This window comes from Streptomyces sp. NPDC088116, assembly GCF_044741745.1.
In the GTDB taxonomy this organism is placed as follows: Bacteria; Actinomycetota; Actinomycetes; order Streptomycetales; family Streptomycetaceae; genus Streptomyces.
Genome location: NZ_JBIUTF010000006.1, coordinates 175657 through 188798, shown reverse-complemented (window position 1 = coordinate 188798; position 13142 = coordinate 175657). Strand labels below are relative to the sequence as shown.

The 13142-nt window shown below is 69.8% G+C and carries 14 protein-coding genes; 10 read left to right on the top strand and 4 right to left on the bottom strand.

Features of this window, described 5'->3' with window-relative positions; genetic code table 11:
• Window positions 1-197 precede the first annotated feature (197 nt).
• Entirely contained in the window at window positions 198-1268 is a 1071-nt protein-coding gene (locus ACIOJD_RS24405; protein ID WP_401917404.1) for an amino acid ABC transporter permease, read from the top strand.
• Between the two features lie 76 nt (window positions 1269-1344).
• Here the strand turns inward: ACIOJD_RS24405 and ACIOJD_RS24400 are convergent, their stop codons facing one another.
• Window positions 1345-1725, bottom strand: a complete 381-nt coding sequence (locus ACIOJD_RS24400) for a VOC family protein (RefSeq protein ID WP_401917402.1) — start codon at window positions 1723-1725, stop codon at window positions 1345-1347.
• A gap of 180 nt (window positions 1726-1905) precedes the next feature.
• Here ACIOJD_RS24400 and ACIOJD_RS24395 point away from each other — a divergent pair, with 180 nt between their 5' ends.
• From ACIOJD_RS24395 to ACIOJD_RS24385, 3 genes are all read left to right on the top strand, one after another.
• A complete protein-coding gene (locus tag ACIOJD_RS24395; RefSeq protein WP_401917400.1) occupies window positions 1906-2169 on the top strand; it encodes a hypothetical protein in 264 nt (87 codons plus the stop codon).
• 174 nt (window positions 2170-2343) lie between these two features.
• A complete protein-coding gene (locus ACIOJD_RS24390; protein WP_401917398.1) occupies window positions 2344-2712 on the top strand; it encodes a hypothetical protein in 369 nt (122 codons plus the stop codon).
• Between the two features lie 169 nt (window positions 2713-2881).
• Window positions 2882-3430, top strand: a complete 549-nt coding sequence (locus ACIOJD_RS24385; RefSeq protein ID WP_401917396.1) for an ATP-binding protein — start codon at window positions 2882-2884, stop codon at window positions 3428-3430.
• Between the two features lie 188 nt (window positions 3431-3618).
• On the opposite strand, the gene ACIOJD_RS24380 is transcribed toward ACIOJD_RS24385, so the two are convergent.
• Together ACIOJD_RS24380 and ACIOJD_RS24375 are read right to left on the bottom strand one after the other, a co-directional pair.
• A complete protein-coding gene (locus ACIOJD_RS24380) occupies window positions 3619-4146 on the bottom strand; it encodes a DUF5709 domain-containing protein (RefSeq protein WP_401917394.1) in 528 nt (175 codons plus the stop codon).
• Between the two features lie 81 nt (window positions 4147-4227).
• Window positions 4228-5373 (bottom strand): glutathione-independent formaldehyde dehydrogenase, encoded by a 1146-nt coding sequence (locus tag ACIOJD_RS24375; RefSeq protein ID WP_401917392.1) that lies wholly within the window; start codon window positions 5371-5373, stop codon window positions 4228-4230.
• A gap of 322 nt (window positions 5374-5695) precedes the next feature.
• On the opposite strand from ACIOJD_RS24375, the gene ACIOJD_RS24370 reads away from it, so the two are divergent.
• From ACIOJD_RS24370 to ACIOJD_RS24350, 5 genes are all read left to right on the top strand, one after another.
• The gene (locus ACIOJD_RS24370) at window positions 5696-7135 is read left to right on the top strand and encodes an NAD(P)/FAD-dependent oxidoreductase (protein ID WP_401917390.1); all 1440 of its coding nucleotides are present in this window, start codon (window positions 5696-5698) and stop codon (window positions 7133-7135) included.
• Window position 7136: 1 nt separating this feature from the next.
• Complete coding sequence (locus tag ACIOJD_RS24365; RefSeq protein ID WP_401917388.1) at window positions 7137-8987, top strand: transketolase; 1851 nt, start codon at window positions 7137-7139, stop codon at window positions 8985-8987.
• A gap of 193 nt (window positions 8988-9180) precedes the next feature.
• A complete protein-coding gene (locus tag ACIOJD_RS24360; RefSeq protein WP_401917386.1) occupies window positions 9181-9363 on the top strand; it encodes a hypothetical protein in 183 nt (60 codons plus the stop codon).
• A complete protein-coding gene (locus tag ACIOJD_RS24355; RefSeq protein WP_401917384.1) occupies window positions 9364-9735 on the top strand; it encodes a WhiB family transcriptional regulator in 372 nt (123 codons plus the stop codon).
• Window positions 9736-9947: 212 nt separating this feature from the next.
• Window positions 9948-11357, top strand: a complete 1410-nt coding sequence (locus tag ACIOJD_RS24350) for an NADP-dependent succinic semialdehyde dehydrogenase (RefSeq protein ID WP_401917382.1) — start codon at window positions 9948-9950, stop codon at window positions 11355-11357.
• A 268-nt stretch (window positions 11358-11625) separates the two neighbouring features.
• Here the strand turns inward: ACIOJD_RS24350 and ACIOJD_RS24345 are convergent, their stop codons facing one another.
• Entirely contained in the window at window positions 11626-11973 is a 348-nt protein-coding gene (locus ACIOJD_RS24345; protein ID WP_401917380.1) for a tetratricopeptide repeat protein, read from the bottom strand.
• Between the two features lie 154 nt (window positions 11974-12127).
• Between ACIOJD_RS24345 and ACIOJD_RS24340 the strand changes: the two genes are divergently transcribed.
• Window positions 12128-13093 carry a pirin family protein gene (locus ACIOJD_RS24340; protein WP_401917378.1) on the top strand — a complete coding sequence of 322 codons (966 nt, stop codon included), beginning with the start codon at window positions 12128-12130 and terminating at the stop codon, window positions 13091-13093.
• The last annotated feature ends 49 nt before the right edge of the window (window positions 13094-13142 follow it).

The following is a 13142-nucleotide window of genomic DNA, read 5'->3' as shown; positions in this document are numbered from 1 at the left end:
GCGGCTCTGTGTGAAGACGGAGGCGTGCCAGCCGTGTTGAGGGACACGGTTCGCGTGATGACGCCGTGACGACACCCGGATGTGCCGTGACAACCCCCGGATATGGCCGTGACCACCTCGGATGTTCCGTACGGATGTCGCGCAGCGAACGGATCAAGCCGAACCACCGCCGACCGTCTCTCCCGCCGGAGTCCCTCATGTCCGTAACGCCCTCGCCCGATGGCCTGCGCGTATCCCATGCCCCGCGCGTATCAGGGGCGTCGCCCACGAAGACGGACGCCACCGCGCCGGGGACACCCCCGCCGTCCCCATCTCTTCGGGATACCGAATCTCTCCGGGATACCGACGAGGCCCCGCGTATCGTCCCCCGCCGTCACCCCGGCCGGTGGCTGTCGGCCGCCGTGGCTCTGCTGGCCCTCGCGATGGCCGTCAACTCGGTCATCCGCAACGAGAGGTTCCAGTGGGGAGTGGTGGGCCAGTACTTCACCACCCCCGCCGTGCTCGACGGTCTGCTGCTCACCCTGTGGCTGACCGCCGCCGTGATGGTGCTCGGGTTCCTCATCGGAACGGTGTTCGCCGTCATGCGGCTGTCGGCCAACCCCGTGCTGCGCACGATCAGTTGGGGGTACGTCTGGATCTTCCGGTCCACCCCGCTGCTGGTGCAGCTGCTGTTCTGGTTCAACATCGGCGCGCTCTATCCGACCCTGGGCATCGGTATCCCCTTCGGCCCCGAATTCGTCACCTTCAAGACCGTGAACCTCTTCGGCGCCGGTCTCACCGCCCTGATCGGCCTCACCCTGCACGAGGCGGCCTACGCGGCGGAGGTGGTACGCGGCGGGATCCTGTCCGTCGACGCCGGACAGACAGAGGCGGCCGCCTCACTGGGGCTGAGCCGACCGCGGGTACTGCGCCGCGTCATCGTGCCGCAGGCCATGCGCTCGATCGTCCCCACCGCCGGCAACATGCTCATCGGCACCCTCAAGGGGACCAGTATCGTCAGTGTTCTCGCGGTGCAGGACCTGCTGTTCTCGGTGCAGTTGATCTACAACCGTACGTACCAGGTCATCCCGCTGCTGATGGTGGCGACCATCTGGTACATCATTGTCACGACGGTCCTGTCCGCCGGTCAGTTCTACATCGAGCGCCACTACGCCCGCGGCGCGGCACGCGAGTTGCCGCCCACACCTCTCCAGCGTCTGCGCCGCCGGCTCCACACCTTGGGCGTACGGCTCCGTACCGCGAGCGCCCCCGACGCAAAGCCGCTGTGACGTTGCCGGGGTCCGGCCGCCGGCCACAGGCGGGTCGGACTCCCCGTACGACGGCCACGGTTGACGACTGCGCTGGTCAGGGGCGGACGGACAGGATGAAGGAGTGCCCGGCCGGATCGGAGTAGATCCGCGTGTCGCGGGGTCCGCCGTTGTCCTTGGTGTCCAGCGGCCTGGCCCCCAGGCTGATCGCTTCGCGTTCCGCCTCGTCCATCTCCTCCCGTGACACCAGAATCCGCAGATGCGCCTGCTGGGAACTCTCGGGGCGCGGCCAACTGGCGGGCGCGTGGCCGTGATCCCTGCGGATCGCCAGATGGACCCCGGCGTGGCCGACTATCTCCACGAAGTCCGGATCCTTGCCGATCCGGGTCTCCGCGTCGAAGAACGCCGAGTAGAACTCCGCGAGTTCGGCGGGTTCGGCACTGTCGAGTACGAGCACACTTGTCTTCGCGACGGTCATGTCGCAGCGTCTACCCCCGGTCCCGGCCCGCACGCGTGGCATCGGCCCGTGCACAGTCCGTACAGGATCCGTCAGGTTGATTGCCCGGGAGAGTGAGCGGGTAGCCGCCCGCCGCGAGAACGTGACGCGACGCAATAGGACCGACCGGCAATTACAGGTCGGTCCAAGGAGAGGAGACGTGTGAGCGAGCGACACACGGCAGGCCCGGGACAGCAGGAGCGAACCGTCCCCAGGGACATGCCGGATCAGCAGGCCACCACGGGCCACGACCCTCTGGACCCGGGCCCCCTGGAAGCGGAGTCCGCCGGAGGCGAGGCACCGGACCACGCCGACCCCGACCATCGGATTCCCGACGCGGACGAGGCCGGAGCGGGCCGACGCGGCAGTCCGAACTCGGGCGCGGTGCATCCGGAGAAGCCGGTACCGGACGAGTCACCCGGTTGACGGTTCACGCACCACCACGGCCACCGTCGTCACCGCGGGGACCGCACCGCTCCAGTCGCACACTCGCGGCACCGGGGAGAGCCTGGAAGCGATCACGCCATCGCCGGGACACCTCGGGAGGACCCGGGTGCACCCCGTGACGGTACGGGCGCGGCAGGAGAGAGGAAGATCCACGTGACCAGTGCGGAGCATCCCGATACGCAAGTCGTGGTAGCACTCAGCGGCGGGGCGAAGGAGGACGCGCACGTCGTGTTCGGTGTGCTCGGTACGGCCTTCGCCTCGGACCGCGCGGCCGACGACGCCCCGCAGGAACTGCCGGGCGGGCGGCCGACCGTATGGACCGCGACCTTCGACGTCGCCGACGCGCACTCCGAACCCGGCCCCGCCCGGCTGACGGCGCCGGTCACGGCCAGCGTCCAGGGCGGCTACACGGCGGTGGAGAGCCTGCGGAAGGCTCTGGCCTCCGCTTTCACGGTCCGTGTCGTCGGAACGGCCTCGGGGGACCAGGAGGAGGAAGTCCAGCTGAAACTCGAAAGCCGGTAGCCACCGGTCCCTCTGCGCCGTGTCACTCCGCCGTTCGTGTTGCGGTTCCCGTGCGGCGGAGTCACGCTATGAGTGACCCAGAAGTGGTTATCGCTCACGCTTCGTGCTCGGGGGTCGTTGGTTCAACGTGGTGAAGCCTGTGGGCCTCTCTGTGTGAGGAGCCTGGACCATGACAGTTCCACTCGAACGTCACTACGTGGTGGAATTGCACGCCTCTGAGGAGCGCGTTCCGGAGATACGGTGCAGCGTCGCCGCGGTCCTCCGGTACTGGAAACTCGAACCGCACGTCGGCCCCGTCTGCAAGGGCATCGACGAACTGCTGGCCAATGTCCGCCGCCATGTCGGTGACGACAACAGGTGTGTGGTCGAACTGCGCTGGGCCGGCCGGCATCTCACCGTCTCGGTCGAGGACGACGGCCCGCGGATGCCGCCGCTGCTCACCGCCGGGGGGCGCGGGCTCGGCCGGGTGGCCGCCCTGAGCGACAGCTGGGGCACCTGCCCCACCGCCGAGGGCAAGGTCATCTGGTTCACCAGGAGTGTCCGCACTCCACAGAACGTCCCCCGTACGCCCTGGATCCCGCTGTCGGGCATCGACGCGGCACAGCGGAGCCCGATTCCGGCGCCCGCAGCCGTCCGCGTCCTTACGGCCGCGCTGCCGACCGCTTCTCCGGCCGTCCTCCGGGCCCGTACGCCGGCCTGCGTGCCGGCCATCGCCTGAAGCCCCCAAGTGCCGTGCACCGGACGGAATTTCACCCACGTCCGGTGCGCGGCACTCACGGCACGTGTGCCGGTTGTCGGTGCGGTCGGTGCGGTCGGCGGTCGGTACGGTCGCCGTCGGTACGAGAGACGGCACCTGGGCTCGTACGGAACCCAACTCGGCTGTGTTCGTACGCTCGTGCGGAGAACCTACTCGGCTCCGCTTTCCGTCTCTGCCTCCGCCTCGTCCGGGTCGGGAACGAGATGCACCGCGGCCTCCTCCGCCGACGCGGCCGCGCCGTCGATGCCGACGTCACTGGCGATCATGTCCTTCTCGGCATCCTCGTGGGCGCCTTCGTCCGGAGCCACCAGCCGACCGGACCGGCCGTCTCCGACCTCGTCGTCCAGCGATTCGCCCTCGCCGTACGGCAGATCCCCGATGCCGTCCCCGGCGAGACCCGTCCGGTCGGGAACCTCCTCCGCGAGCCGCTGGTCCAGCGATTCACCGGCCCGCTGCTCGGCGGGCGTCGTCCCCGTGTGCTCCACACCCAGCGGACGCTCGGGAGGGGACCAGCCCTCGTCGAAGGGATCGGCACCCCGGTTGAGGAGCGTGTCCTCGGGGTCGAGGATGCCCTCGTCCTCGGTGACCTCGCCGTCGTCCGGCTGGTACACCTCGTCCCCCATCGGCTCGTCGCCGTCGCCGCTCACGTCGTTCTCCTCGCTCTGTGTGTGCCACATGCCTCCGTCATTCGTTCCTGGTCGGTCCGCGCCTGGTCGGACCGCGCCTGTTCAGACCGTGCACGTTCAGACCGTGCCTGTTCAGGCGGCCGGGTGCAGGAGCACCTTCGTCCAGCCCTCGTCACGGGCATCGAAGTGCCGGTACCCGGAGGGAGCCTCGGCGAGTGGCAGTTCATGCGAGACGATCCAGGACGGAGTGGCCCTGCCCTGCTCGATGAGCCCGCACAACTGCCGGTTGTACGCCTTGACGTTGCACTGGCCCGTGCCCATGGTCTGTCCCTTGAACCAGTGCAGGCCGTAGTCGAAGGCGACCTCGCCGTCCTGGTACAGACTGTCGGGGCTGTTCGGGTCCTGCGGGACGAAGACACCGACCACACCGATACCGCCGGTGAATCTGACCGAGTGCACCAGATTGTTCAGGGTGGCGTTGGGGTGTTCGTTGCCCTCGATGTCATGGGCCTGATAGCCCACGCACTCGCAACCGCGGTCGGCACCCGCGCCGTTGGTGATCTCGTCGACCCGGTCGACCGCCGACCCCGTCGAGTCGTCGATGGGGATCGCGCCGATCTGCTCCGCCAGTGCCAGCCGGTCCCGGTGACGGTCGACGATCATGACCTTGCCGGCGCCCTTCAGCGTCGCCGAGAGCGCGGCCATCAGGCCCACCGGTCCGGCCCCGTAGATCACGATCGACTCACCCGCCCGCAGACCGGCGAGCTCGGTGGCGTGCCAGCCGGTGGGGAAGACGTCGGAGAGCATGACGTAGTCGCTCTGTCTCTCGCGGGCCTCCTCCGGCAGCACCAGACAGTTGTGGTCGGCGTACGGCACCCGCAGCAACTCGGCCTGACCGCCGTTGTGCGGGCCCATGCCGGCGAAGCCGTACGCGGCGCCCGCCATCCGCGGGTCCGGGTTGGTCGTGAGGCAGTACGCGGTCCTGCCCGCCTCGCAGTTGCGGCAGAACCCGCAGGAGATGTTGAACGGGAGGCAGACCAGGTCGCCAACGCGTACCCGGTCGACACCGTCCCCGACGGCGATCACCTCACCCATGTTCTCGTGACCGAGGACGCGCCCGGTCTCCATCTCGGTACGCCCTTCGTACATGTGCAGGTCCGAACCGCAGATGTTCGTGGTCGTGACCTTCACCAGGACGTCGGTGGGACGCTCGATCCGGGCGTCGGGCACATCTTTCACACTGACGTCGCGCGCACCGTCGTAGACGAGAGCTTTCATGACGCGATCCCTTGCCTTCCGGCGTGCCCCGGCGTCATTCCACAGCCGGTGATCCATTTCACGGCCGGTGAGATTTCCGGGAGCACGCGTGTGGTCGGGGCAGCGCTTGGCCGGGCTGCCTGCCCAGGCGCGGCTCATCCGCTTCGTCCACCCTCCCACCATTCACTGCCGTGTCAAACGGCAGGTGCGCCCCCGTGCCGCACGTCGTGGCCACACACCGGGGCCGTACCACGCGGGCCCCTCTCCGGGGTTTGTCGCCGCCCTCGGCGGGCACGTGACCCATGATCCGTACGACCCGAAAAGTAACTCTCCGGAGTCGAACGTGAGCCGAGAACGCATCGTCATCGTCGGGGCCGGGTTCGCCGGCTACCAGGCCGCCCGCACGCTCTCCCGCCGACTGCGGGAAAGGGCCGAGATCGTCCTGCTGAACCCGACCGACTACTTCCTCTACCTCCCGCTCCTGCCCCAGGTGGCGGTGGGAATCCTGGAGCCCCGCCGGGTGACGGTCTCTCTGACCGGCACACTGCCGTACGTACGGCTCGTCCTGGGCGAGGCCGACCATGTCGACCTGGAGAAGCGGCGCGTCGGCTACACCGGCCCGGAGGGCGAGCGGGGTGAGCTGGCGTACGACCGGCTCGTCCTCGCCGTCGGCAGTGTCAACAAACTGCTGCCGGTCCCCGGAGTCGCCGCGTACGCGCACGGCTTCCGGGGCCTGCCGGAGGCGCTCTATCTTCGGGACCATGTGACGCGCCAGATCGAACTGACCGCCTCCGCCGACAACAGTGCGGAGCGCACCGCCCGCGCCACCTTCGTCGTGGTCGGCGCCGGTTACACCGGCACCGAAGTCGCCGCTCAGGGCAAGGTGTTCACCGACGCGCTGGTCCGTGAGCGGCGGGGCCGGGGCCCGGTGCGAAAGCCCCGCTGGCTGCTCCTCGACATCGCTCCACGTGTCCTGCCCGAGCTGGACCGCAGGCTCTCCGACACCGCGGACCGGGTCCTGCGCGGGCGTGGCGTGGATGTCAGGACGGGCACCTCCGTCAAGGAGGCGGGACCGGCCGGGATCACACTGGACGACGGCGAGTTCATCGCGACACACACCCTCGTGTGGTGTGTCGGTGTTCGGCCGGACCCACTGGTCTCGGAGATCGGTCTGCCCGTCGACCAGGGCCGGCTGCGGGTCGACCCCCAGCTCACCGTGGTGGGCCACCCCGAGGTGTTCGCCTGCGGTGACGCGGCGGCCGTGCCGGATCTCACCAGGCCGGGGAAGTTCACCCCGATGACCGCTCAACACGCGGGCAGGCAGGGCAGGATGGCGGGCCGCAACGTGGCCGCCTCCCTCGGCCACGGCCGACGGGGAACGTACAAACACAACGATCTGGGATTCGTCGTGGACCTCGGCGGAGTCAAGGCGGCGGCCAACCCCCTCGGGGTGCCTCTGTCAGGACCGCTCGCGGGGGCCGTCACGCGCGGCTACCACCTGGCGGCCATGCCCGGAAACCGGGTGCGTGTCGCCGCCGACTGGCTGCTCGACGCGGTGCTGCCGCGCCAGGCCGTACAGCTCGGACTCGTCCGCTCGTGGACGGTGCCGCTCGAATCTTCGTCGCCCGAACTGGCGCGGGTCCCCGGCGGACCGGAGAAAGGCGGCGCGCCGGGGAAAACCGGCGCATCCGACGAATCCGGAGCACCTGACGAATCCGAAGTAACCGATGTACCCGGCGCGCCCGGCGCACCCGATGACCCAGGAGCAGCCAAGGAGGAGTGACATGAACAGCGAACAACTGACCGAACTGGCACAGCAGTTGAGGGTCGATTCCGTACGTGTCGCCGACACGGCGGGATCGGGCCACCCGACCTCGTCGATGTCCGCCGCCGATCTGATGGCGGCCCTGCTCGCCAACCATCTTCACTACGACTTCGAACGCCCCTCCCATCCGGGCAACGACCGGCTGATCTTCTCCAAGGGGCATGCTTCGCCGCTGCTGTACTCCATGTATCTGGCGGCGGGAGCGATCGACGAGGACGAGTTCCTCACCTACCGCACACTGGGCAGCAGGCTCGAAGGCCACCCGACCCCGGACCTTCCGTGGGTCGACGTGGCCACCGGTTCGCTGGGGCAGGGACTGCCCGTGGCGGTCGGCATGGCGCTCGCGGGCCAGCGGCTCGGCCACATCCCGTACCGCGTCTGGGTGCTCTCCGGCGACAGCGAGATGGCCGAGGGCTCCGTGTGGGAGGCGATCGAGCACGCGGGGGACCAGCATCTGGACTCGCTGACCCTCGTCATCGACGTCAACCGCCTCGGACAGCGCGGCCCCACCCGCCACCAGCGGGACCTGGACGCGTACGGCCGCAGGCTGCGCGCGTTCGGCTGGCACACCATCGAGATCGACGGCCATGACATGGAAGCCGTCGACGCGGCCTTCAACGAGGCCCGGTCGACGCTCCGCGTGCCGACCGCGATCATCGCGGGTACCCGCAAGGGGCAGGGCGTCGCCGCCGTCGAGGACCGTGAGGGCATGCACGGCAAACCGCTGCCCGACGCCGAGAGCGCCATCGAGGAACTGGGCGGCCGACGCTTCATCCGGGTGCCGGTGACCAAGCCCGGGGCGCCCGGCACACCCGCCCGCACCGCCCGGCACACCGCCACCGTCGAGCTGCCGCGTTACGACGTGGGCGACTCGGTCGCCACCCGTGACGCGTACGGCAAGGCGCTCGCGGCCCTCGGCTCCGCCCATGGCGATGTCGTCGTGCTGGACGGCGAGGTCAGCGACTCCACCCGCACGGAGTTCTTCGCCAAGGAACACCCCGACCGGTTCTTCGAGTGCTACATCGCGGAGCAGCAACTGGTGGCCGCGGCCGTCGGTATGCAGGCGCTGGGACATGTCCCGTACGCGTCGACCTTCGCGGCCTTCCTGACGCGCGCGCACGACTTCATACGGATGGCGTCCGTCGGCCGGGCCTCGATCAACGTCGTCGGCTCGCACGCGGGTGTCGCGATCGGCCAGGACGGTCCGTCCCAGATGGGCCTGGAAGACCTGGCGATGTTCCGTGCCATACACGGCAGTACGGTGCTGCACCCCTGCGACGCCAATCAGACGGCATGGCTCGTGGCCGCGATGCACGACCTGACGGGCGTCCGCTACCTGCGCACACTGCGGGCGAAGACCCCGGTCGTCTACGGCCCCGACGAGCGGTTCCCGGTCGGCGGCAGCAAGGTGCTGCGCCGTTCGGACGCGGACCGGGCGACACTGATCGGCGCCGGCACCACGGTCCATGAGTGCCTCGAGGCGGCGGACCTGCTGGCGCGGGAGGGCATCCCCGTCCGGGTGATCGACCTGTACTCGGTCAAGCCGGCCGACGAGCGGACACTCCAGGCCGCGGCGTCCGACACGGACTGCCTGGTGACGGTGGAGGACCACCACCCGGAGGGCGGCATCGGGGACGCGGTGGCCGAGGTGTTCTCCGACGGCCGCCCCGCACCGCGGCGGCTCGTACGGCTGGCGGTGGGCGACATGCCGGGCTCGGCGACGCCGGAGGAGCAGCTCCGGGCGGCGGGCATCGACGCGGAGTCGATCGCTGCGGGGCTGCGGCTGCTGACGGGGAAGGTCATCCGCTGACCCGCGAGTCTCCCGTCCGCCCGTTGTCGCGTGTCATAGCTGTCGTGCCGTCGTTGTGAGACAGGGCCACGGCAGGCGGTAAGGGCTGTCCTGTTTGGGAGCGAGTGATTGGGTACGCGAAGGACGAGCGCCCGCCACGACGGACGCACCCCAACTGTCGCAAGAGCGGGTACGAGAAGAGAAGGAGTCAGGCATGAGTACCGACCACGGCCCACGGCGCGTACGGAACGCCGCCCACCGGCCCACCGAACGCGAAGGCCGTATACGTACCTGCGTGTCGGCGCGAGCGACACAGCGCGAATGCCGGGCGAGGAAGGCCCGGAAGGGGCACGAGGCGGCGGACCAGGACTGGAACGTAGTGCGGGGAGAGGACTGAGTGACTGTGCGGCTGACCACAGCAGCCCAGCTGGACATGGGACCGGACACGGGATACGACGCGGACACCTGGAAATGGCTGCGCCACGCGGCCTGTGTCGGTGTGGACCCGGAGCTGTTCTTCCCGGTCGGGGACTCCGGTCCGGCTTCCGAGCAGGCGCAGCGGGCCAAGGAGGTCTGCCACAGCTGCCCCGTGGAGCGGCAGTGCCTCGAATGGGCGCTGACCACCAACCGTACGTCCGGTGTGTGGGGCGGTACGGACGAGGAGGAGAGGCGGCGGCTGCGGCGCCGCTCCGACCGGCGCAGGGCTCCGCAGAGTTCCTCGACCCGCGCCCGGCAGTCCTCGGCTCCCGGCGGATCGCGGCGTCCGTAGACGGGAACCGCGGACGCGTCCGCGCACCTTCCCGTTCGGACACCGCCCGGTCCGCGCACCTTCCGGTCCGTACCTCCGCGCACCTTCCTCCGTACGCCTGAGTCCGGGGCGTGCGCCTTCCCGCGGCCGGGGCCCGTGTTGCGTGCCGGGGCGGGTCGCGGAAGGGTCGGAGTGTCGAATCGTCGGAGTGTCGAACCGAGAAGGAATCGCCCATGCCCATCGCGACGGTGAATCCCGCCAACGGAGAGACACTCAAGACCTTCGACCCGCTGGGAGCCGAGGAGATCGAGCGTCGCGTGGCGGCTGCCGACAGCACGTTCCGTACGTATCGCACCACCGGATTCGACGAACGGGCACGGCTGCTGAACCGCGCCGCCGACCTGCTGGAGCAGGACGCGCCGGAGATCGCCCGCACCATGACCACCGAGATGGGCAAGCCGGTCGCGGCCGCCCGCGCGGAGGCCCTGAAGTGCGCCAAGTCGATGCGCTGGTACGCGGAGCACGCCGGGGAACTGCTGGCGGACGAGCGTCCCTCGGACGCGGACGCCGAGGACTCCGGTGCGGCACGCGTGAGCGTCCACTACCGGCCGCTGGGCGTGGTCCTCGCGGTGATGCCGTGGAACTTCCCCCTCTGGCAGGTCGTACGGTTCGCGGCCCCCGCCCTCATGGCCGGCAACGTGGGTCTGCTCAAGCACGCCTCGAACGTCCCGCAGACCGCGCTCTACCTGGAGGACCTGTTCCGCCGGGCCGGATTCCCGGCCGGCTGCTTCCAGACGCTGCTGGTCGGCTCCGGCGCGGTCGGGGCCATCCTGCGCGACCCCCGGGTGGCCGCCGCGACCCTGACCGGCAGCGAGCCGGCCGGCCGCTCGGTCGCCGCGATCGCGGCCGACGAGGTGAAGAAGACCGTCCTGGAACTGGGCGGCAGTGACCCGTACGTGGTCATGCCCTCGGCGGATGTCGAGCGGGCGGCGAAGACCGCGGTGACGGCCCGCGCGCAGAACAACGGCCAGTCCTGCATCGCCGCCAAGCGCTTCATCGTGCACGAGGACGTCTATGACGCCTTCGCCGCGCGATTCACCGCCGGGATGCGGGACTTGACCGTCGGCGACCCGCTGGACGAGTCCACCGACATCGGGCCGCTCGCCAGCGAACAGGGCCGCGCCGATCTGGAGGAGCTGGTCCACGACGCGCTGAGCGGGGGAGCCACGGCCCTGTGCGGCGGACAGCGTCCGAAGGGACACGAGCAGGGCTGGTTCTACGCCCCCACGGTGCTCGCCGGCATCACCGAGTCCATGCGGATCCACCGCGAGGAGACATTCGGCCCGGTCGCCACGCTCTACCGGGTCGCGGGCCTGGACGAAGCGGTGGAACTGGCCAACGACACACCGTTCGGGCTGAGTTCCAACGTGTGGACACGCGACGAGGAGGACATGCGCCGGTTCGTACGGGACCTGGAGGCGGGCGGTGTGTTCTTCAACGGCATGACGGCCTCGCATCCCGCACTGCCGTTCGGCGGTGTGAAGCGCTCCGGGTACGGGCGTGAGCTGTCGGCCCACGGCATCCGCGAGTTCTGCAACATCACCACGGTCTGGTACGGCGCCGAACCGGGCAACGGCTCGTAGTGGACGCTCTGGTGCCCGGCACGGCGCCTCGCCGCGTTGCCGAAACGCCCTGATCCGACAACATCGGCCGGACAGGACCCAGGACCTGTCCGGCCGATCTTCGCCGGGCCCGGAACAGGACCTGGCCGCGGCCGACTTGAACGCGACACGCTTGACGTCGAACGCGGCGTGCCCGAACGCGACATGAGTCCCCAGTACCCAGTCCCGAGGCGCGCGGCGGGCGGCTCGGTCCGGGCAGCCGGCCCACCGCCGCGCTCCGGTCGGGCGGTCACTCGCCGGGGAACTCGCCGGACATGACGGCGGCCAACCGCAGATGCGGCGCGGCCTCCGCCGGCCGGCCCTGGCGCTCCAGCGTGCGGCCCAGCATCAGGCGCGCGTAATGCTCCACCGGGTCACGCTCGACGACGATCCGCAGTTCGGTCTCCGCCTTCGCCAGCCGCGCCGAGTGGTAGTAGGCGCGGGCGAGGAGCAGCCGCGGGGCGACCTGCTCCGGGACCTCGTCGACCAGTCCGCCGAGGATGCGGGCGGCCGTGACGTACTCCTTGGCGTCGAAGAACAGCTGAGCGCGGTCCCAGCGCTCGGCGGCGGTTCCGTACTCGTAGTACGTGCTTTCCACGTGCCCTCCTCCATCGCATTCGCCTGACTTCGGCCGACTTCGCCTGGCTTCGATTGCCGTCGCCCCGGTCAACAGGGGAAGGTGGTTGAAAATTCCACTACCGATTTCGTGTGGATGTCGCCGCCGCGGGTGCTACGGGAATAGGTTGGGCGCCATGAGCAATCTTGATCGTCAGGCGTCCCCCACCGTCTGCGGCGGCCGGGGCTTCGTCGTCGCCGAACCGGTGCGCGAGCTGCTGAGCCCGCGCCGGGTCCAGTTGGGCGAGTCAACCGAGGTCCGCCGGCTGCTGCCCAACCTCGGGCGCCGCATGGTGGGTGCCTGGGCCTTCGTCGACCACTACGGTCCCGATGACATCGCCGACGAGCCCGGAATGCGGGTGCCGCCCCATCCGCACATGGGACTCCAGACCGTCAGCTGGCTGCACGACGGCGAGGTGCTGCACCGCGACAGCCTCGGCAGCCTCCAGACCGTCCGTCCGCGCGAGTTGGGCCTGATGACATCGGGCCGGGCGATCTCCCACTCCGAGGAGAGCCCACGTACACACGCCCGCTTCCTGCACGGCGCCCAGCTCTGGGTGGCGCTCCCCGACGCACACCGCGAGGTCCAGCCGCACTTCCAGCACCACGCCGGCCTCCCCCTGGTCACCGCGCCCGGCCTGAGCGCCACCGTCATCCTCGGCGCACTCGACGGCGCGGTCTCGCCCGGCACGACCTACAGCCCGATCGTCGGCGCGGACCTGGCACTCGACGCCGGCAGCGAGACCCGTCTGCCGCTCGACCCCGATTTCGAGTACGCGGTCCTGGCGATGTCCGGTGAGGCCGAGGTCGACGGAGTGCGTGTACTGCCCGGCTCGATGCTCTATCTCGGCTGCGGCCGATCGGAACTTCCCCTGCGCGCGGTGTCCGACGCGGGCCTGATGCTCCTCGGAGGCGAGCCCTTCGAGGAGGAAATCGTCATGTTCTGGAATTTCATCGGGCGTTCACAAAAGGAAATCGAAGAGGCCAGGCAGGCATGGATGGAGGGGTCCCGCTTCGGTGAGGTGCACGGTTACGAAGGTGAGCGACTGCCCGCTCCGGAATTGCCGCCGGTGCCGCTGAAACCCCGGGGTCGGGTGCGCTGAACTGGGATGATGAGCCCGTGCGGAGTCCCTGTCGCGAATTCCTCTCTGC